Here is a 21,325-nt window from a genome sequence, read left to right on the forward strand (position 1 = left end):
ATGTCCTGACTTGAGGGGGCGTGTCAGAGAATGGGTGACGATCAGGTTTCTGGCACCGCTACGGGGGTTACTGCAGCAGGCGGATCACCTCGTCGTACTTGGGCTCGTTGTACTTCGCCTTGGCCCGCAGGGCATAGTCGAGCGCACGATCACCGGTCGATGTCCGCATGGTTTTGTCGGCACCCAGTCGTAACAGCAATTTGACCGCTTCCACGTTGCCGGCCAACGCATCCATATGCAAGGCAGTCATACCATTGATCATTGGTGGCGCAGTTTGATAGGCAGGGTATTTAGCCGTATTGGTGGCATTGATATTGCCGCCCCTGTCGATAAAGCGGGTCAACAGTGCTTCTCGCAGTTCTGGGTCACTAGTGGGCGTAATGAATGCCGGCCATGCCGCAAGGTTTAGCTCCTGCATATCCTGCGCGGTGGGGCGTACATAGCGTAACCCCATGCGGCAATTCCACTGTTTAGGCTGATTTTGCGCCTCTGCGCAGGCAATCAAATAGACTATGTCAGTGGTGGCCAGCCAGTGCAGGTTCATTGCGAGACCACCAAGCGCGAGCACAGCCACACCCGTGCCGACTATCTTCCGAATGTTGGCCATTTCATCCCCACCGCACCGGCACAATGGTGTTTTTTGCGATGTGGAATGGGGAAAGTCGGTTGGCCGCCAGAATACCTTCGGCAAATTCGTCTATTTTGAGCCGATACTTATAGGCCAGCGCATGGCGTACAGTATCGTAGATTTCAGCATCCATCAGATTTTGCTGCTTGGTGTGTTTCCACCAATGCTTGGCAAATTTTTTAGCCAGCTTCTGCCCAAGTTTTTTCAAATTCATACTAGGCTTACGCTTCGCCAGCACGTCGGTTAACTTGTCCAAATACCCCATTGCATAACTCGCCTCAATGGCCGCCATCAGCATCTGCTGAGCAAAGCGACGCAAACCATTACCAGCGACCAAACCATCAATTTTGCTGGCCCGATCAGGCCAGAAGAATTTCAATACTTCCTTGGTTTCCTGCTCATCCAACACCAGATCATTATCCGACAACTCTGGAAATCCGACGATCACAGCGCCCATGTTATATCTGCCTTTTTATATTTATGCCAAATAAATATAGTAGGCTGCACGAGCATGGTGGTCAAGGTCGTGGCATAAGTAAGTTTGTCATGGCAGACGACGCTACTGGACAAATACGGACGGACGCAGACCGATAGTGGTGCCACCATTCAATTCTGTCCGACCATCAAGAATCTGTTTGGATTGGTGTTACAGCAGACGCGGTAGGTCAAGATTCCCGGCCAGAAAAGCTCAGGTGTGCTGCATCTGCTGGTGGATAGTACAGGCATCGAGATGCTAGGCAACGGCGAGTGGAAAACCAAGCCGCATGGCGCGGAATATCGCCAGCCATGGCACAAGGTGCATCTGGGCATCAATGCGGAAACCAAGATGCATGGCCTCAAACGGCAGGATGAAAAGGTGGTGGCCCGACGCTTCGATGGTCAAGTGGCGGAGCTGCAAGTGCGCGCCGCCCTCTTGAACCACTTCAGCATACTTGGCCACCCGTGCAAGGTACCTGTAGCGTAAATCCGTTTGGGAAATGGGAAGCTCGCTCTGTTCAAGATTTATTCTACAGAGCCCTTTGGCCTACCTTGCACGCTGGCACCGCAACATCACTTCCAGCTCACTCGTGAGAAATCATGTCTGCCGAATGGGTTGACCTGATAGCCGGTGATGCCTTGGCGAACCAGTACGCTGGCCACGGGGTGGGCCAGTGGCAGCCAGAGCGCCTGTTCGTGCACGATGCGCTGGGCAGCGTGGTACAGGCGGGTTCGCTGTTTGCTGTCCGAGGTGCGTTTGGCGTCAGCGATCAGCTTGTCCAGCTTTTCGTCACAGTAGCGGGCGAAGTTGGTGCCGGACTGCACGGCGGCGCAGCCGAATTGCGGGGTGTAGAAGTTGTCCGGGTCGCCATTGTCACCTGCCCAGCCCATGAACAGCAGGTCGTGTTCCCCGGCTTTGCCTCGTTTGATCAGCTCGCCCCATTCGATCACTTTGACCTCGGCCTTGATGCCGATCTTGGCCAGATCAGCCTGCAGCAGCTCCGCACCGGCCTTGGGGTTGGGGTTCAGCACGCTGCCGGTGGGTCGCACCCAGATGGTGGTGCTGAACCCATTGGCCAGACCTGCATCGGCCAGTAGCTTCCGCGCCTTGGCCAGATTCTGTGGATAGGGGGAGATTGTCTTGTCCACCCCCCAATTGGTGGCAGGCAGTGGCCCTGCTGCGCTTTGCCCGCTGTTGCCGAATACCATCGCCAGGTAGGCTTGCCGATCAAATGCGAGGTTGATGGCTTGTCTGACTTGTTGGTTGTCGAATGGCGGATGCTGGCTGTTCATGGCGACAAAGGCCGTCATGAAGGCGGGTGTCTCCAGCACTTGCAGTTGGGCCACTTGACGGGCTGCATCCACGTCTTGGGGTTTGGGTGAAATGGCGATCTGGCATTCGTTGGCTTTGAGTTTCTGCACCCGCACTGCTGAATCCGGGGTGATGGCGTAGATCAGCCGTTCCGCTTTGGGTGCGCCAGCGAAGTAGTGTGGGTTGGCGTCAAAGCGGATCACGCTGTCTTTATCGTGACGTTTGAAGACGAACGGCCCGGTGCCAATCGGCTTTTGGTTCAGTTGCTCGGGGGTGCCTGCTTTTTGCAGCTGTTCGGCGTACTCGGCTGAATAGATCGATGCGAAGCCCATGGTCAGTGAGGCCAGGAAGGTGGCCTCGGTGTAATTCAGCTCGAATCGGACTGTCTGTTGATCGATCTTGCGCACGGCTTTGATCAATTTGTCGAACTGCATGGAGCGTGCGTGCGGGTAGCCATTGGGTGCGGTCTTGAACCAAGGGTGCTCTGGATTCAGCATGCGTTCAAAGGTGAATACCACATCATCGGCAGTCAGCCCGCGCTTGGGTTTGAAATACTCCGTGGTGTGGAAGGCGACTTTGGGGCGCAAGGTGAAGGTGTAGGCCAATCCATCATCGCTCACCGACCATTTCTCAGCCAGCCCCGGCACGACCCGCCCGCTGGCCGCATCATATTCGACCAACCTGTTCATCAGCGGATCTGCCGAGGCATTGGTGGTCACCAGCGAGTTGTATTGCACGACATCGAACCCTTCCGGGCTGGCATCGGTACATACGGTCAAGGGCCTGGCCGTTGCCAACATGGGCAGCAGGATCAGTGGAATCAATAGCAGGCGCTGCATGGCAGGTCTCCTTATGTCATGTGGGCCGACAGCGTTGCCAAGCGGCAAGCCCTGGTCGGCATGGGGAAAGGGTATTCAATGAGAGGCAAGACTGACGTGGCCTAGCGCAGTGTGCCATAGCCCGGGCGGGTTGCGTCAATCGGGTGCAGTTTGCTCAGATGTTTTGCAGAGCCTGCCAGCTCAAGCCAAACTTCGCCAGGTACTTTCGCAGGCGGTCTGCATCATTTGGCTTATCTTTTTCAAGCCGCGATACGTTGAATAGCCAACGCCCCGCCTCAGACAAGGTTTTGCTTTGTCGGCAGACCCGAATGACGGCTTGCAACTGCATCCGATCAAATTGGTCGAGGGTTTCGGCAGCCTCTCCCAGTAGGCTGTCCAGCTCATCTGCCGGTGCCGCCAGCTGCCAGGTCTGGCGTAGCCTGCTGATCTCTTCGTTGACCACTGCATCGGTGATGCGGCCTGACTCAGCCAGTGTGGCCATGCGGGTGACACTGGCCGACAGCTCGCGGAAATTGCCCGTCCACAACGCATCGGCGGAGGTGGCAAAGCCCAGATATTGGCGCTTGGCTTCGGCGTGAAAGCGCACCCGCTCGCCTTGTTCACTGGCAAAACGTTCCAGTTCAAAGTCGAGGTTCGGTTCGATGTCTTGATGGCGGGCGGCCAAGCCGGGTATTTCATATGTCCACAGATTGATGCGGGCGTAGAGGTCTTCGCGGAATTTGCCCTCTGCTACCCAGCGCCGCAAATCGCGGTGCGTACCGGCGATCAGCTGGAAATCGCTGGTGACCTCCTTGTCGCTGCCAAAGGGGAAGAAGGTCTTTTCCTCAATCGCCTTCAACAACATGGCTTGCTCATCCAGCCCCAGCTCACCGATTTCGTCAAGAAACAACAAGCCGCCATCGGCACTTTTCAACAAACCCGCCCGATCTGTCTGGGCACCGGTGAATGCGCCTTTGACATGACCAAACAGCGTGGACATGGCGCTGTCGCCACGCAGCGTGGCGCAGTTCACCTCTACAAACCGACCTGTCAGCTGGTGGCGGTTTCGCTTCAGCTCGTACACCCGTTTTGCCAGGAATGACTTGCCCGCACCGGTCGGGCCGATCAACAACATCGGTGCGCGGGATCGCCCTGCAACCCGCTCGATCTGCTCGATCATTCCATTGAATTGGGGGTTGCGGGTGGCAATGCCAGACTTCAAAAACGATACCGTCGCTTGCTGCTCTTGCGCGAAGCGGGTGGCGATCTTGTGATAGCGGGAAAGATCCAGATCGATGATGGCATAGGTACCCACTCCATTTGGCGTTTCTTTGCGCCTCGGCGGCGAGGTCTGCACCAGCCGCGCGGGCAGGTAACGGGCCTCGGTCAGCAGAAACCAACAGATCTGCGCCACATGTGAGCCGGTGGTAATGTGGATCAGATAGTCCTCTTCATCCGGCCTGAATGGGTAGCTGCGTGCGAAGTCGTGCAGCAGCGCATAGACCTCTTCGAAATCCCACGGGTCTTTCAGCGTGATGCAATTGAGCCGGACTTCTGTCTCGGGCGAGATGGTTTCAATATCCGCCCCCACCCGGTGCGCCAGGAATTGGCTGCGTTCATCATGCAACAGCTCCAGACGATGCACGATCAGATCCTCTTGTTGACACAGGCCAACCGTGGGCCGCCATTTCTCCCAGCGCTGGCTACCTTTGCCGACATAATCCAATACCGAGCCGATGAAGCCGATCACTACGGTCTTTTTCATTTTATCCAAATTTATAAATTGCTATCTTTAAGTATAGTCATTTTATGATCTCGTTATCTGGCTCGTCTATTCCTGCATCGCTTCATTATTTTTTATCTTATTAAATATCAAATAGTTATTGAATTTTCGATTTCATGCCAGATGGCCTGGCACGCACATTGCAATGAGAGCGCCATCAACGACAAAACGATCACTTGCCGCAACCCGATGGCGGGGCGGATACAGACAGGAAGACATCATGGCGAATACTCACTTGTTTCAAACACAACGCGGCACAATGCAGCCTCGCCACACGACACTCAATGCGTCAGGCAGCATTGCTTATCAACTGAGCCCCCAGCACGCGCTGGCTCAATATGCCATCACCGGTTGCTTGAACAACACGTATTACGCCAATGCGGAGGCGCAGCTGGCCGAGGTGTTGCGGCTGACTGATGAAGTGGAGGCCGAGTTCATCGCCAAAGCAGCCATCTACTGTCGCGAAAAAGGTTATATGAAAGACATGCCTGCCCTGCTGGCAGCGGTATTGACAGTCAAAGGGCCACAGTATGTGGCGCCGGTGTTCAAGCGCGTCATCGACAATGGTCGGATGTTGCGTCAATTCGTACAGATTCTCCGTAGCGGTGCGGTGGGTCGTAAATCGCTGGGTACCCGCCCCAAGAAGCTGGTGCAAGCATGGCTGAATCAGGCAAGCGATGAGAAGTTGATGCAAGCTGCAGTGGGCAATACGCCAAGCCTGGCGGACGTGGTGAAGATGGTTCACCCCAAGCCAGATAGCCTGAGTCGCGAGGCTTTCTTCGCCTGGTTGATCGGTCGGCCTTATCAAACCGAGCACCTGCCGGCGATCGTGCAGCAGTTCGAGGCGTATAAAGCGGACAAGTCTGCCACCTTGCCCAATGTCCCTTTCCAGATGCTGACTGCACTGGCGCTGGGCCGTGAAGAATGGGCGCGTATTGCGGAACAAGGTGGTTGGCAGATGGTACGGATGAATCTGAATACCTTCGCCCGGCATGGCGTGTTCGACATCCCAGGTATGGCCGGGAAGATCGCAGCCAAGCTGGCCAACCCGGAGCTGGTCGCCAGGGCACGCGCCTTTCCATACCAACTGCTGGCAGCGTACAAGATGGCCGGTCAGACTGTGCCGGCCACGGTTCGCGAGGCACTGCAAGATGCCATGGAAGCCGCACTGGACAATGTGCCATCCCTGGCGGGCAATGTGGTTGTCTGTCCAGACGTGTCAGGCTCTATGCAATCGCCAGTAACGGGTTACCGGCAAGGTGCCACCACGGCTGTCCGCTGTATCGATGTCGCAGGTTTGATGGCCGCCGCCATCCTGCGCAAAAACCCCGCAGCCCGGGCGATGCCGTTTGAAGTGAAGGTGGTGGGCATCAAGCTGAATCCACGGGATTCCGTGATCACCAATGCCGAGAAGCTGGCCGCCATCGGCGGTGGTGGCACCAACTGCTCGGCCCCGCTGGCCAAGCTGAACCAGGAGAAAGCCTTGGTGGATACGGTGGTGATTGTCTCAGACAACGAATCCTGGGTGGATGACCGTCGCCACGGCGCAACGGAGACCATGCGTCAGTGGGCCTTGATCAAGCAACGCAACCCCCTGGCCAGACTGGTCTGTATCGATATCCAGCCTTATGCAACCACACAGGCACAAGAGCGCGATGATATTCTGAATATTGGCGGGTTTGGGGACGATGTGTTCAAGCTGATCGCCAGCTTTGCCGCTGGCCAGATGCAGCCTGGGCATTGGGTACAGCTGATTGAATCGGTCAGCTTGGACTGAAGGAGAGATAAGCCTGGGTGAATGGAAAACCACTCAGAGAAAATGAACCTGTTTGAAGAAGCAATGGCGAATGCCGCTTAAGACTCCATTTTTCCCAAATGCTTACGTCTTGGCATGACTTGTCGCCAACGCTTCACCCAGTTTAAGCGCGAATGCAACTGAGATTACATTCCAGCCAGAACTTGCGGGGTAACCCGTGCGGGTTCAAGTCCCGCCCAGCTGCTTGGCAGCTGGTGGCGAAATGGATAGACGCACAAGTAAGTATCTCAGCAAATTTTGTCGCGCATGATTCAACCAGCGAATGCTGAAGAAACTACATCGCTATGAACGACGTGGTCGCGGGTTCGAGTCCCGTCCGCTCCAGACCTGTGGGGTGGTAGCTCAGTGGCAGAGCACGCCTGCGCAAGCAGGACTGTTTCTTCAATTTTGTCGCTGGCCCCTTTATAGGGCGAATGCGAGTGGGAGTACAGCCACCCATTTGGCCTTGCGGGCCTGGCAGCCCGCACCGGAAACCCGGCGTGCCACGCTCGCTCTTTTTGTCGCCTTTTGGTTCAAGTTGTCTGGTCAATCAGACTACTCAAGATTAAAGCACGAATGCTTGCAGGACTACATTGGATTGAGCCGGTTCAAACCCGGCCCAGCCGTCAGGCTGTGAAGTCTTGTTTATCTTGTCGTGCGCCGTTTTTGGTGAATGCAGCCGAAACCACGCTCATTCACGGTCGTGACATCGGCCCGAAAACGTTTCGCTGAGTCGGAACAATAAAGCAACAGAATTGGTGGTACGAGACAGCCGAAAATGCTGTGCGATCCACCTCCATATATTGCAGGGCTTATTGATTGCCTGAATCACCATGCCACCCTGCATTTGAAGAAAGAAACAACGTGCAAAACAATTATCAAGTGATGAATCCAGCAGGTACCAAGCCCATCAAAATGTGGACAGAGGGAGTGCCTGTAGAAGACGATGCCCGTCAACAACTGATCAATACCGCCAAGATGCCGTTCATCTACAAATGGTTGGCGGTGATGCCTGACGTGCACTTGGGTAAAGGCTCCACCATCGGTAGCGTGATCCCGACCGTTGGAGCGATCATCCCCGCTGCGGTGGGGGTGGATATCGGTTGTGGCATGATGGCCGCCAAAACCACGCTGAATGCGCGTGATCTGCCGGATAACCTTGGCCCCTTACGTAGCGCGATCGAAAAAGCCGTGCCTCATGGTAAGACCATGGGTGCACGTGATAAAGGTGCATGGGATACGCCACCCGCACTGGTCGATGATATGTGGGCGACCTTGCAGCCAGGCTTCAAACGCATCACGGATCAATACCCGACTTTGAACAAAACGAATAACCACAAGCATCTCGGAACATTAGGAACCGGCAACCATTTCATCGAAGTATGCCTGGATGAAACCGATACCGTCTGGTTCATGCTGCATTCCGGTTCGCGTGGTGTGGGGAACGCCATCGGCAACTTGTTCATCGAGCTGGCTCGCGAAGACATGCGTAAATGGATGATCAACCTGCCAGATCGTGATCTGGCGTACTTTCCCGAGGGAACCGATCATTTCAATGACTACGTCGAGGCGGTGGAATGGGCGCAAGGCTATGCACGGCTGAATCGCGAAGTGATGATGCGTAACGTGATCACCGCTGCCCGTAAAGTGATCACCAAACCATTCGAGGCCGCTGTGGAAGCCGTGAACTGCCACCATAATTATGTGCAGCGCGAGCATCACTTCGGGCAGGATGTGCTGATCACCCGTAAAGGTGCGGTATCCGCTCAAAAAGGCCAGCTGGGTATCATCCCTGGATCAATGGGTGCGCGTTCCTATATCGTGCGTGGTAAGGGGAACGAAGAGGCGTTCTGTTCCTGCAGCCACGGAGCAGGCCGCACCATGTCCCGTACCGAGGCCAAGCGTCGCTTCACGGTCAACGACCAGGTTCGGGCCACAGAGGGCGTGGAATGTCGGAAAGACCGCGATGTGATTGATGAGATCCCGATGGCCTACAAAAATATCGATGATGTGATGCATGCACAGCGTGATCTGGTGGAGGTGGTGCATACTTTGAAACAAGTCGTGTGTGTGAAGGGGTAAATCATCATGACCATTCTCTCTGCTCATCCCATTGCACCAGCAGTACGCCAGCGCATCGAAGCCGAGTTGAGGCTGATCGAGGAACAGCATCATGTCCGCGTATTGTTTGCTTGTGAATCCGGCAGTCGCGGTTGGGGGTTCGCTTCGCCGGATAGCGATTACGATGTACGCTTTGTATACGTACATCAGCTGGACTGGTATCTACAGGTTGAACCACAGCGGGATGTGATCGAGCTGCCGATCAATGATGAGTTGGATATCAGTGGCTGGGAGCTACGCAAGGCATTGCAGTTGCTGCATCGTTCGAACCCGACACTGTTGGAATGGTTGTGTTCACCGGTCATCTATCGGGAGGAAATTGAAACGACGGCTCGATTACGCGAACTGGCAGACCAGTTTTACTTTCCGCTACGAGTCAGGCATCACTACCAAGCGATGGCTATCAAGAATAACCGGGAGCATCTGACGGGTGACCTTGTGAAACTCAAGAAATACCTATACGTGCTCCGGCCCATTCTGGCGATGAACTGGATCGATGCCGGGCTGGGCAAACCCCCGATGCGCTTTGCTGAGCTGGTCGAGGGCACGATCACCGAATCTGCGTTGCTGGATGAGATCAATGCGTTGCTCAAGGTCAAGATGCAAGCTGGGGAAGCGGCGTCTGGGCCTCGATGGCCGTTGATCCACGCATTCATCGACAAACACCTGCAAGGCGCGGAGCGTGATTTGGCCTACCGCAAACCAGCTGGTGACAGCCAGGCGCTGGATCGGTTATTGCAAGATGCCATTCTGGTGGGAAGACGTTGAGCCAAACTCAGCGCACAGGCAGGCCAGGGCCGACAACCTGTTCACTGGTATTTCTGGTAGATCGCTTCGATTTCGCCACTTTGCCTGAGCTTGGTCAGCGCGGCGTTGATGCGGCCCAATGCCGCTTTGTGCTTGGGTTGCATGCGCAGCATGACATCGGCTTCACCCACTACCAAGCCAACACGCCAGGGTGCGGCGGCAGGCCGATTGTGTAGCCAGTAGTCAGCAATCGAGCGATTCACCACGGCATAGTCGTAACGATTGGCAGCCAACTTGAGCAGCAATTGGAATTCGTCTGACGATTCATCACGGTTGAAATGCCGGTTGTTGAAACTGGCCTCCAGACCGGGGTAAACAAAACCACGTACCGTGCCAATCGTCGCGCCTGACAATTGGCTTAACGAGGTCGGCTTCAGCACGCCATTGCGGATCAATAGCACATCCGTCGTCCGCGCAAAGTGCACGCTGTAGATGGACTCGACATGTTGGCCATCCCGCCATGACGGATTCACGCCAGGCTCTATGTCGATCTGCCCCTGTTCGAACGCCCGCATGAGGCGCATGGCGGGGATATGGACATAGCGATAAGTATCGCCGGTCAGCGCATTCAATCTATCGAACAGGTCACGATAGATGCCTGCCAATTGACCACCTTGACTGAAGCTGAATGGCGGAATGTCCTTCTCGGGCAACCCGACGACAAAGTCTGTTGCATGGACATGACGGGGTATGGCTGCCATCAGCCCCACCAGCACGACAAAGGGCTGCACGAAACCAGTCAGCCTGGAAAATACACTATTGACCATGAGTTACCGATTGCGCATTGGTGCAAGACAAAATCTGGAAGATCGTGATTGTCAATTATCAATCACATCCGTATATAACTGATTAAAGGTGAATATTTAACTGAATAGCATCCGCATTCTAGCGAATCTAGCGTTGTTGTGGTTCAGGGAAACAACACGAAACGAATTTAAACGATGGATATGACAAATAAACCAGAAAATTGGATCGAACTGGACGGCTCGCAGGGCGAAGGTGGCGGGCAGGTGCTCCGCACCGCGCTGACCTTGTCGATGATCACCGGTATCCCCTTTCGCATTGATAAAATCCGCGCCCGTCGGAGCAAGCCTGGCTTGTTGCGCCAGCATCTGACCGCAGTCAATGCTGCGACCCAGATCTGTGACGCAGAAATCAGCGGGGCTGAAATGGGCTCCCATACACTGCAGTTCAGGCCTGGTCGCATCCAAGCTGGGACATATCATTTTGCAATCGGTACGGCGGGCAGCTGTACGCTGGTGCTGCAGACTGTTCTGCCGGCACTATGGTTTGCCGATGGTGACAGCCAACTGACTGTCAGCGGGGGCACGCACAACCCCATGGCACCACCGGCGGACTTTCTGATCGATGCTTGGCTACCTCTGATGCAAAGCATGGGTGTCTCGACACAACTTGAGCTGAAAAAGCATGGCTTTTTCCCGGCAGGAGGGGGCGAGATCAAAGCCCATGTCCACCCATGTCATGCGCTACAGCCACTGCACCTACCTGACCGGGGCAGCAGACGGGCGATCCACGCTACCGCCATCATCGCTGGCGTCCCATATCGCGTAGCGACGCGTGAGCTGGAGCAGGTCAAAGCACAGATCACCTGTGTCGATACCTGTACCCGGGACATCGGCGCTGCACAAGGCCCAGGCAATGCACTGTTGCTGCATGTACAACACGATCATCTGACCGAGGTATTCATGGCGTTGGGTGAAAAGGGTGTGACCGCAGAGCGAGTTGCGGATCAGGTTGCCAAAGAAGCCAAGCTTTACCTCGACAGCCACGCGAGTGTTGGTGAGTATTTGGCGGATCAGCTGGTCATGCCAATGGCACTGGCCGGTGGCGGCACCTTGACCACCCATGTCCGTTCCGATCATTTGGTCACCAACTTGGCGGTCATTGAGAAATTTCTGCCAGTACAGTGCGACATGACGCAACAAAGTGATGGGAACTGGCTGGTGAGTATCCGTTAGTAGGCGCCAGCCAGATGGGCGCACCTTTTCAGGCCGCATGCGCATGTACTCGTGCAACGGTCTGTGATTCGAGCCAGTCTGCGGTTTCAGCCCAGACGTGTTCAGGCGTGGCAGACTTGAAAAAACCAAAGTGGCCGAGTTTGGCGAGTTGCCAGTCAGCAGGCTGCCTGAAAACGACACTGGCTTGCTGCGGCCCAAAGCGAGCGGCCAGGGCGGTGACCGCCAATGGCGGGGCGTAGAACAGATCATCGCCAAATGAATACAGCCGGATCGGCCCGTGGAAGCGATGGAAATAGGTGGGCAAGGGCTGGTTGTGCTCATCGACAAAGTAATCGGGATGCTGGCACCAACGCGCCCACTCCAGGGCAATCCCCGCAGGCAGCGAAACACCGCCCATGGCAAAACCAGGCAGCTTACCAAACTGCTTCACCACCACCGGCATGGCCCATCTGAAGATACTTCTCATCTGCCACTGCCGTAACATCCCGGGCCAGTGGCGCCAGTACCCAATCTGCGACGCAATCGTCAATGCGGCAGAACATTGTGCGATGGCGGGTGACAGGCCGAGCAACTGGCCACCAATGGAGTGACCGATCACCGCCAGATGTTGGTGTTCGACCCTTGCCAGCAGCCAGCGCACAGCAGCATCAAAGTCATGCGCCCCCCAATCACGGATACGCAACCCAGCCAAATCGAAGCGATGATCCAGGCTGTCCCCGATGCCCCGATAGTCAAAGGTCAATACGGTTGCACCACGATGCGAGAGATACCTTGCAAATGCCTGATAGTAGCGGCGTGGCGCACCAGTTGCGCTATTGATGACAATTGCCAGGCCATTGGGCTTCGCCGGTGAAAAAAGACTGGCCGCCAAGCGATAACCATCAGCCGCCTCCAGGGTCAGGTTGTGCATGACGACACCTCACTTGCTTTCGGATATGAGTCGTGCGACCAGCCGCTGCGGGTGATGCCACATGCCAGTCATCAAACAATGCTGATCCGATTGTGTGGTGAACGAGAGGGAGGCGACAAACGATATTTTCCCGGCCATTCAGATGAATTTTCTTCACCTGATCGCCTTCACTACCCATCCTCAGGCAAAACAGACGAGGCCCGGTGGCCCATCATGACTTGCTTGAGCCAAGTAATAGCAATCTGCTCCGCAGCACTCAAACGATGCCCTTGTGGGTAGACCAGATAATAGCCAAAGCCCGTGGGCACCGGTTTGTGATCCAGCGATACCAACCGCTTGGACTGTAACATGGGCTCAATGAGCGGCAGCATACCCAATGCCACACCTGCCCCTTTCTCACAAGCGGTGATCAGCCCGAGATAGTTGTCAAAAACTGACCCTTGCAATGGCTTGGACCGGACTTGATGCCTCGCCTGATACCATCTCGCCCAGGCATCTGTCGGCAGCGCCGGGTGCAGAAGCGGGCCGGATTCCAATAATTGTGAAGGTGGACATTCATTCAACAGCCTGGGGGCGCAGACGGGTATCACATCGATCTGCATCAGGTGCTCGGCGTGCAGACCACGCCAACGGCCATTTCCCAGCCGCAACCCGATATTGATCTCACCCCGCCCAGGATCACGCGCTGCCTGCTCGGCCAGGATCACCAAGTCGATGTGTGGATTGGAATGCGCGAATTCCGACAGACGAGGGGTGATCAACTCGCTCCCGACAAACGGTGCCACCGACACCACAACCCGCTGGGTCAGCGGGTCACCACGCAACAGATCCGTTCCTAGCCGCAATTGCTCCAGCGAATCTTTGACAATGGCATAGTATTGATTTCCCGCATCGGTCAGGGCCAGTTTGCGATTCAGTCGATGAAACAATGTCACACCTAAAAACGTTTCCAATTCACGTATTTGGTGGCTGATTGCACTGGGTGTCAGGTGCAGCAGACCAGCCGCTTCCTTGAAAGAAAGCCGCTCAGCAGCCAGCTCGAATGCTTGAAGCTCTGCCAGCGGAGGTAACCGCCGCTTCATATTTCAACCCTCCTTCAGTAACACATCACCGTTCTGACATATCCAGAGGTGCTCCCGCACTCATCCGAATGTAATTGGCATAAAAAATAATGTTAAGTAGAATACTTTCCGCATGGTTGGAATCTGGCCCATATAGACAAGAAAACTCTTAACAAGCTCTTTATAAGCCTTTTTCTACCTGGCTCATGCAAAAATTCAGAAGAATAAAAAACATCAGGCCAATCAGCATCAGCCCAACCATGGCCCGAGGAAAAGAACGATCGAAAAATCGATTCAAGTCATTGTTTAACAATTGATTAATGTCGATTTGATCAGATTGAAATGTTGCCATGCCAATGTTATGAACCTTACTCAGATCATGTCTGCTGATTTGTTGCAAAAAATTTGGGGGGATGAATCGATGCTCGACTCAATCGCCCGCCCCTTTGCGTCAGCCCTGGCTGTTTCACTGGCACTTTTTTGTGGTGTGTCGTCTGCCAATGATGCGCTGCAACCTCCTCGTGGGGCAACCACACCCAGCCCCTATACACAAGCGATTGTCGGGACGGTCACGGCACCCGCGCCGCGCCTGGATTTCATAGATGAGACAACAAGCCGCGCCAGCCAACCCGATCACCGCTACCCAGTAGAAGCCGATGATCCCCTTTGCCGTCGGGATGAGCTTGCTAAAGCGCAGGGTCAAGCGCTGATCAAAAGCGTCAAGGGATCATCGATCAATTGCATGAACAGCCTGTTCCGCCTGGCTGGCCCGGATGCGCAGGTGGTCTTCGGCGAGCGCCAGATGATCACGGTCGCCAGCGAATTCCTCCGACTGGCCCAAGGCTATAAAGGCAACAATGATAGCCAGATCCACCAGATAGCCGTGTTCCTGCGGGCCGGGTACTACACGCAGTGGTACAACAGAGGCCAGATCGGTGGGTATAGCGATGCATTACGCCGTGCCATGCAACCCGCATTGGATGCTTTTTTCAGCAATCGTGCCGCCCGCGATGTTTCGCGTGAAAATGGCGCTGTGCTGGGCGAAGTGGTCACCCTGATCGACAGCGCATCGGAAAACGCTCGATTCCTGCCGCAGATGCTCGATCTATTGAACCGATTTGACGCAAGCTACGCCCGCCATGGGACGATGCAGAACGCGATCAATAACGTATTCATGGTGCTTTTCCATGGCCATCAACATGACGATTTCACGCAGCTGGTGAAACATGATCGTCGGTATGTTGATACCCTTTACAACTTTTATCGCCGCAACATCGACCTGCGCAATACGGACTCTGCTTTCATGCTCGCCAACGCGGTCAGGGAAATGAGTCGCTTCATGCAGCACAGCGAACGAAAGCCGCAAGTGCAACCACTGCTGCGTACCGTCTTTGGTGACAATGACATGGTCGGCGCAGGCTCGGATATCTGGTTGGCGGCGGCATCCAGTGCCGAATACTTTGACAAGGAAAACTGTAAATACTACGGCACTTGTGATTTCAGACAAACCCTGGCGCGTATTGCACTGCCCATGGCTCATCGATGCAGTCCGACAGTGACCATTCGCGCCCAGCGCATGACACCGGAGCAATTCGTATCTGCCTGCAAACAGATTGGTGCCAGGGAGTCGCAGTTCCACAGCAGCCTGTCTGGCAACGGTGATACCCCCCAGACCCCACCTGCAGCCAACGACCAGAACAAGCATCTGGAGGTGGTCGTGTTTGATGATTATCGACAGTATGCCCGTTATGGGCAGGCCATTTTCGGTATCGATACCCACAATGGCGGGATATATCTAGAGGGCCAGCCTGCCAACGCGGGCAATCAAGCACGGTTCATCAGCTATGCAGCCTCTTGGCTCAAGCCAGGATTCCAGATCTGGAATCTTGACCACGGATTTGCCCACTATCTGAATGGCCGCTTCAATATGGAGGGCGACTTCAACCAAGTCATGTCCCTGCCGACTGCGTGGTGGGTGGAGGGTTTCGCGGCATATTTTGTCCGGCAAAATGACTTTGATGAGGCTTTCGCAGCTGCTCGTAGGCCACTCCCCCCACTCAGTGGGATATTCAAGCTTTCCTACAACCCGGATGGCGCCAACCAACATGAGGCCTACCTGGCGGTTCGTTTCATGTTCGAGCGCCACCGTGATGATGTCGAGCGGATCATCGAACGGATGCGCACCGGTGACTACGCGGGCTACCTGGATTTGATCGAGAAAATCGGCTCTCGATACGATGCTGAGTTCCGCCACTGGCTGACCACTGCCCATTCCACCGCCATATTTGCCGATGCCAAGGCAGCCAAGCCCACCAAGAACACCGCTCCCACCATCAGCCCAATTGCCGCCCAGGTAATTCTTGCCAATCGCACCTCTGCGCCCATCCCATTCCTGATCGGGGACAAGGAAACCAACCCAGCCAAGCTCAAGCTTAACGTGCTGAGCAATGACACCAATCTGCTGCCCGTGTCCGGGCTGGTAGTGCAAGGCAACCGTGATCAGCGATACCTGACAATCACGCCCGCAGCTGGCAGGACAGGCCGAGCCATGGTGATTGTATCGGTGACAGATGGCGTGCTGTCGAGCACGATCACATTGCAAGTCACGGTGAAGCAGCATAGCGACTCGACCAATGGCCATTGTCCGTCCAATGCTGCTGAGCTGACGCATGGCTGTGTCCGTAAGCAATTGGATAACCAGCTCAACCCGTACTACTTCATTCAAGTGCCTGAGGACACCGCAACCTTGCGCCTCAGCACTTCGGGCGGGGCTGGCGATGTGGATCTGTATCTGCAAAATGCCAGTGGCTGGCCGACTGAGCAGCATTATCTGGCGAAATCGACGAGTGCCGGCAACAACGAGTCCATCGAGATACGACAGCCCGCGCCAGGGCGCTATCATGTCATGTTGAAAGCCCGCCAACCTTTCAGTGATGTATCGCTCTCGGCCACGCTTGAAGCAGATCAGGGCGGCAAACCGACTGAGGAATACGCGGAAAGCAAATGCCCGAAACGGCGGGACGAACTCTCCAATCTCTGCCTGCGCACTGGCCAAAGCGGCAGCATGGAGTACTATTGGATCTTAATGCCAGCTGGTTCAAAGCGTGTCATCGTCAGCACCAGCGGTGGCGTGGGGGATGTCGTGCTGTACGCCCATAGCAGCCCATGGCCGACCGAAACCAACCACTTGGCCATGTCTGCCCGAATCGGAAATCAGGAAACCGTGACGCTTGAAAACACCGGAAGCATGGAGCATTACTTGTATTTCACGGTGGTGGGCAAGCCGACCTTCCAGGGTTTGAATCTGCGGGCTCGCATCCTCAAGGATTGATCAAAACAAAAGAGCAGGTTGCCCTGCTCTGTCATTGCCATCAAGAAGAATCATCCCCTGATCGATTGCCCACCTTGTCGGCCAGATGACCTGCAAGATGGGGTAGCTTGGTTCCATGATCCACGCCATCATGACTTCGACGCGGATCATGGGATCAGGTGAAACGGCCCCAGATGGGGCCGCCCACCAGGGGCTTACTGGCCACCCCTCAGCGCGGATACTGCATTCAACAATGTGCCTTGTGGGTCATCGCCGTCCAGCGACCAAGTAAACGCACCACCCAGGTTTTGCTGGTTGATATAGTTCAGCTTGGTGCCGATCACAGTTGGGTCGTCATAGCTCCAGAACTCGTTCCCGTTGTACAACCACAACTGCTTGGTGACTGGGTGATAGAAACGGGAGCCGCTACGTGATTTGAGTACCTTATAGTCTTCGATACCCGCTTCATAGGTACCCGCCGCAGCGCCGCCTGCACTTTGGTAGAGCCCATTGCCATTGGGCCCGGCGGCCACACCGCGCCAGCCACGGCCATAGAATGGAATACCAACGTTCAGTTTGACCCTTGGCATACCAGCGTTCACCAACGCCTGCACGGCATCATTCACATTGTATGCAGCCTGATCGCCCGTGTTCGGCGCAGCGGGGTCGCGATACAGATGCGAATGGAACTGCGCTGGGCCGCTGGGAACCCATGCACCAAAGAAGTCATAGGTCATCACATTGACCCAGTCGAGGTACTTGCTGTACTCGCCTGGCTCGGTGTTGCGGATCTTATCGGCACCAGCCCCCACTGCAACGGTCAGGTAATAACGCCGTTTGTTCTTCGCCCCCAACTCATCCAGCTGCCTGCGGAACTCAGCCATCAACAAGGTGAAATTGCGCTTGTCGTTCGGATCGACGGAATTGTCGGCCAACCCGCCGCCTCCAGGGAATTCCCAATCGATATCGATACCATCGAAGATACCGCGTGCCACACCTTGGCCACCTGCTCCCTCTACCACGGGCAGGTTGCCTTTAAGGTAGATATCAATGCACGAAGCAACCATGGCTTGTCGGCCCGCAGCGGTCGCGGCAAATTTGCCGAAATTGCGAGACCAAGTCCACCCACCCAACGAGATCAACACCTTCAGATTGTTGTTCTTGAACTTGAGCTTACGCAGTTGGTTGAAATTACCACGCAGCTTATCCGACCATTGATCCCCCACGCCATCGACCGACTGATCTGCATTGAACGTTTTTTGGTAATCCGCTGCTGCATCTCCGCCATCGCCACTGCCGCTTTCTGTCCTGGTCACCATCCCACACTTCCCATCGGCATAGACATTGCCAAAGGCATAGTTGAGGAAGGTCAGCTTCTTGTAACCCCCGCTATCGACCAATTTGCGGACAGGGTAGCCACGGGCGTAGATCCCCCACTGAGTGAAATAGGCACCCACATGCTTGCCTACTGTCGGGGTTGGCTCTGGTGGCTCAGCTGGGCCACCACCACCACCCCCGCCGCCGCCATCATCCGTGCACTCGGACATGGGCCTCGTTTCCCAAGGGCCCCACTGGTTGGAGCCAGGAACCTCATTTTGAGACCACCATTTGGCTCGCCAGGCTTTGTTGTCATATTTGACGTATTCCCCGCCAACATAAGCTTTGGCAGCATCCCATGCGGAGCAACTGGCAGCTTGTGCCACTGATGACATCATCAGCAACCCCACTCCACCTGCCAATACACCCAGCGCAGATTGAACAACGTAACGCATATACATCTCCTCTTTATGTCCAGCTCTTTGAATGTCGCGCTTCTTGCCGGCCATGTTGCTCGACCGGCAATCGGCTCACGCTACGACCAACACACTGACTTTCCCGCAACCAGAAGGTTCAGGATGGACAGTTTTCTATTACTTCAGATACGGCAGATACGGTTGTTCGGCCCTGATGGCGTATGTCTTGCCATTCAAGGTGACGGTATAGTTGGCTGGCCCTGACAGCGGCAGGTAATACACAAAACTGATGTCCGTCGAGGCGCCCGCTGGCAGTGTTTTCCAATTCGGCAATTTGACCGATACCCGATTGAAATCCCCTTTCAAGCCGCCCACATTGTTGCCAGCATGGCCAACCTGGATGACGCTCAGACCGTAGCCAGACTGATCTTTGGCATTGGCTGGTGCGGCAGTCGCCAGATCGAACTGAAACTCAGTGCCGCCAGGGAACATGACGCTGGAGCGGTTGGTGATGCGTAAGGTAGGGTTGATCGGGTAATTGCTATCGCCCAGTTGATAGGACAACAGCTCGAAGCCAACATCGATCGCCGCATTGGGAATGGTGCGCGGGTTGCGCTTATTGCCATAGGGCGTGGCTGACGTGAAGGCATCTGCGAATGCGCGGGTCAGTTTGCTGCCCATGAAATACTCACCTCGTCCGCCGTTGCGGCTGGGATACCATTCATAGTCCCCGGCCAGCTCCCAGAACATGACACCACCCAGGTTGTTGCTGGCAATCCATTGCGCTTTCTTCTGTACGGATTGCTCATCTTCAGTGGACAGGAAAACCTGCTTTTGCGGGTTCCACAGCCAGGGCGCGACCAGCGTGTTGTCGTAATATCGGGTATAGGTGCCGGTCAGACGGTCTTCCGGGTCGGTATCAGGTGTCAGACCATATGCGCCGATATAACTGCCAGGCAGCCCTTTTTCCAGGTTCTTCGCATGCCACATCGGGTTGGAGCCCGCCCCCACCTCACGGCCCTGTTCATCATCGTCATGCCAGAGATTGTCGATGCCACGGGCACCATCTCCGCAGCTGGTCAACCCAGTAGGACAATTGCTGCCCACCGATCGGCCCCACAGGCCGTTGGTGCCCCCTGACACATTACGCCAACCACGGGTGTAATAAGGCACGCCAACATTGATCCGCCCGCCTTGCAACGCACCACGGAAATAGTGATAAGCCCAGTCGGTATTCAGATAGCCGATTCCACCGTACTGAGGTGTCGTGTAGACACTCCACCGTGCCAGCTCAGCGTCCTTACCATCGTCGAACAGTGCGGCGTTAGGCCCGACAAACTCATTCCAGGCGCCATGCAGGTCATAGCTCATGATGTTGACGTAATCGAGATACTGTAATGCCTGGAAATTCTCCATGCCACGTAACAGATAACCCGATGCCGGCGCAGCCACTGTCAACAGGTAATACTTGCCATCCTGCGCTCCGGCAGCATCCAGCTTTTCACGCAACGTCTTCATCAGCGCGTTGTAGCTGGCATTGAGCCCGGCTCGACGAGCATTGGCCACCACCCAATCCAGCGGGTTGCCCGCATCCCTCATCGAAGTGGGATACTCATAGTCGATATCGACACCATTGAAGCCGTACTGGCGCAAAAACGCCACGGCAGAATCCGCAAAGGTATTGATCCCGGCCTGATTGATCGAGCCATTGGCATGGGTGGTCATGCTGTAGAACCCACCACTGCTGACGCGCTTGCCATCCGCGCCAAAATAGCCGCCCGTTTCAGCCCAGCCCCCCACCGAGACCAGCGTTTTGACATGGGGGTATTGCTGCTTGAATTTATTGAGCAGGTTGAAATGGCCTTTGTAAGGTAGGTTGGGGTCCATCTCGGCCCCAGCCACCCCTGGCCATTGCATGCCGGTTGCCGCGTTGTTTGGGTCTGCGGCATTCCCGACCGAGAGCCGGTTGTTACCATCGACATGGGCAAACGCAAAATTGATATGCGTGACCTTGTCCCACGGAATATCTTTGACAAGATAGGCAGGTGCGCCATCCTTACCGGTACGCCAAGAGGTGAAATAGCCGATCACCCGACGCTTGGCGTTGCCCATCTTTTCACGCCCTTCCGTGTCATACACTTGGCAATAGGGCACATTCACATTCGGGTTGAAATACAAGCCATCAGGGCGACATAGCGCATGCCCCGTTGGTGGGGGCACCTGTGTCAGCGGGGGCTCACCACCGCCCCCATCTCCACACCCGCCAACCAAAGTCCAAGGCTCGCTGGCACCGGGGATATCCCCCCTGGTCCACCAGCGCGCCACATACTCCTTGCTCTGGTAGGACACACGATCTCCAACGGTGTAGACACTGTCGGCTTTCCAAACTGCAGGACAGGCGGCGACCTCTGACAACGCACGCACTGCCCCCTTTTGACCGGCATGGGCCGGCCAGGACGCGCCGATGGCAAGCAATGCTGCCGCCACCGCCACGCCTAATTGGCTGCGGTTCATCATTGAACATCCTCCATCGTTCCGCTTTGGCTGCGGGTTTTTTGGTTTTATTTCAGAAAATAATTTGATTACCACTT

Annotated in this window: 15 protein-coding genes and 1 pseudogene; 6 read left to right on the top strand and 10 right to left on the bottom strand. The window is 55.5% G+C overall.

Annotated elements, in window-relative coordinates; genetic code table 11:
- Window positions 1–67 precede the first annotated feature (67 nt).
- Complete coding sequence (locus HNQ59_RS02100; RefSeq protein WP_221320158.1) at window positions 68–607, bottom strand: ankyrin repeat domain-containing protein; 540 nt, start codon at window positions 605–607, stop codon at window positions 68–70.
- Between the two features lies 1 nt (window position 608).
- On the bottom strand, window positions 609–1,085 hold the full coding sequence (locus HNQ59_RS02105) for a hypothetical protein (protein WP_184034567.1): 477 nt from the start codon (window positions 1,083–1,085) through the stop codon (window positions 609–611).
- Window positions 1,086–1,292: 207 nt separating this feature from the next.
- Here HNQ59_RS02105 and HNQ59_RS19970 point away from each other — a divergent pair.
- Window positions 1,293–1,451, top strand: a pseudogene (locus HNQ59_RS19970) (IS5/IS1182 family transposase); the annotation flags it as partial.
- Window positions 1,452–1,678: 227 nt separating this feature from the next.
- On the opposite strand, the gene HNQ59_RS02115 reads toward HNQ59_RS19970, so the two are convergent.
- Both HNQ59_RS02115 and rtcR read right to left on the bottom strand, forming a co-directional pair.
- Window positions 1,679–3,256, bottom strand: coding sequence for an ABC transporter substrate-binding protein (locus HNQ59_RS02115; protein ID WP_184034570.1), 1,578 nt, complete (start codon window positions 3,254–3,256; stop codon window positions 1,679–1,681).
- A 154-nt stretch (window positions 3,257–3,410) separates the two neighbouring features.
- A complete protein-coding gene (gene rtcR, locus HNQ59_RS02120) occupies window positions 3,411–5,000 on the bottom strand; it encodes an RNA repair transcriptional activator RtcR (protein ID WP_184034573.1) in 1,590 nt (529 codons plus the stop codon).
- Between the two features lie 238 nt (window positions 5,001–5,238).
- Here rtcR and HNQ59_RS02125 point away from each other — a divergent pair, with 238 nt between their 5' ends.
- From HNQ59_RS02125 to HNQ59_RS02135, 3 genes are all read left to right on the top strand, one after another.
- A complete protein-coding gene (locus tag HNQ59_RS02125) occupies window positions 5,239–6,795 on the top strand; it encodes an RNA-binding protein (RefSeq protein WP_184034576.1) in 1,557 nt (518 codons plus the stop codon).
- A 903-nt stretch (window positions 6,796–7,698) separates the two neighbouring features.
- On the top strand, window positions 7,699–8,895 hold the full coding sequence (locus HNQ59_RS02130) for an RtcB family protein (protein ID WP_184034779.1): 1,197 nt from the start codon (window positions 7,699–7,701) through the stop codon (window positions 8,893–8,895).
- A 6-nt stretch (window positions 8,896–8,901) separates the two neighbouring features.
- Window positions 8,902–9,702 (top strand): nucleotidyltransferase domain-containing protein, encoded by an 801-nt coding sequence (locus tag HNQ59_RS02135; RefSeq protein WP_184034579.1) that lies wholly within the window; start codon window positions 8,902–8,904, stop codon window positions 9,700–9,702.
- Between the two features lie 41 nt (window positions 9,703–9,743).
- Here HNQ59_RS02135 and HNQ59_RS02140 read toward each other — a convergent pair whose 3' ends face one another.
- Entirely contained in the window at window positions 9,744–10,508 is a 765-nt protein-coding gene (locus tag HNQ59_RS02140) for a substrate-binding periplasmic protein (protein WP_184034582.1), read from the bottom strand.
- Between the two features lie 174 nt (window positions 10,509–10,682).
- Between HNQ59_RS02140 and rtcA the strand changes: the two genes are divergently transcribed.
- Complete coding sequence (gene rtcA, locus HNQ59_RS02145; protein ID WP_425491314.1) at window positions 10,683–11,720, top strand: RNA 3'-terminal phosphate cyclase; 1,038 nt, start codon at window positions 10,683–10,685, stop codon at window positions 11,718–11,720.
- Between the two features lie 28 nt (window positions 11,721–11,748).
- On the opposite strand, the gene HNQ59_RS02150 is transcribed toward rtcA, so the two are convergent.
- Window positions 11,749–12,630 carry an alpha/beta hydrolase family protein gene (locus HNQ59_RS02150; RefSeq protein WP_184034585.1) on the bottom strand — a complete coding sequence of 294 codons (882 nt, stop codon included), beginning with the start codon at window positions 12,628–12,630 and terminating at the stop codon, window positions 11,749–11,751.
- 170 nt (window positions 12,631–12,800) lie between these two features.
- Complete coding sequence (locus HNQ59_RS02155; protein WP_184034587.1) at window positions 12,801–13,712, bottom strand: LysR substrate-binding domain-containing protein; 912 nt, start codon at window positions 13,710–13,712, stop codon at window positions 12,801–12,803.
- Between the two features lie 400 nt (window positions 13,713–14,112).
- Here HNQ59_RS02155 and HNQ59_RS02160 point away from each other — a divergent pair, with 400 nt between their 5' ends.
- Window positions 14,113–17,022 (top strand): M9 family metallopeptidase, encoded by a 2,910-nt coding sequence (locus HNQ59_RS02160; protein WP_184034590.1) that lies wholly within the window; start codon window positions 14,113–14,115, stop codon window positions 17,020–17,022.
- On the opposite strand, the gene HNQ59_RS19480 is transcribed toward HNQ59_RS02160, so the two are convergent.
- The 3 genes from HNQ59_RS19480 to HNQ59_RS02170 all read right to left on the bottom strand — a co-directional run bounded on the left by HNQ59_RS19480 (window position 17,023) and on the right by HNQ59_RS02170 (window position 21,251).
- A complete protein-coding gene (locus tag HNQ59_RS19480) occupies window positions 17,023–17,172 on the bottom strand; it encodes a hypothetical protein (RefSeq protein WP_221320159.1) in 150 nt (49 codons plus the stop codon).
- 44 nt (window positions 17,173–17,216) lie between these two features.
- The gene (locus tag HNQ59_RS02165; RefSeq protein ID WP_184034593.1) at window positions 17,217–18,773 is read right to left on the bottom strand and encodes a glycosyl hydrolase family 18 protein; all 1,557 of its coding nucleotides are present in this window, start codon (window positions 18,771–18,773) and stop codon (window positions 17,217–17,219) included.
- A gap of 138 nt (window positions 18,774–18,911) precedes the next feature.
- Window positions 18,912–21,251, bottom strand: a complete 2,340-nt coding sequence (locus HNQ59_RS02170; protein WP_246490812.1) for a chitinase C-terminal domain-containing protein — start codon at window positions 21,249–21,251, stop codon at window positions 18,912–18,914.
- Window positions 21,252–21,325 lie beyond the last annotated feature (74 nt).

Origin of the sequence: Chitinivorax tropicus, from assembly GCF_014202905.1 — a bacterium.
In the GTDB taxonomy this organism is placed as follows: Bacteria; Pseudomonadota; Gammaproteobacteria; order Burkholderiales; family SCOH01; genus Chitinivorax; species Chitinivorax tropicus.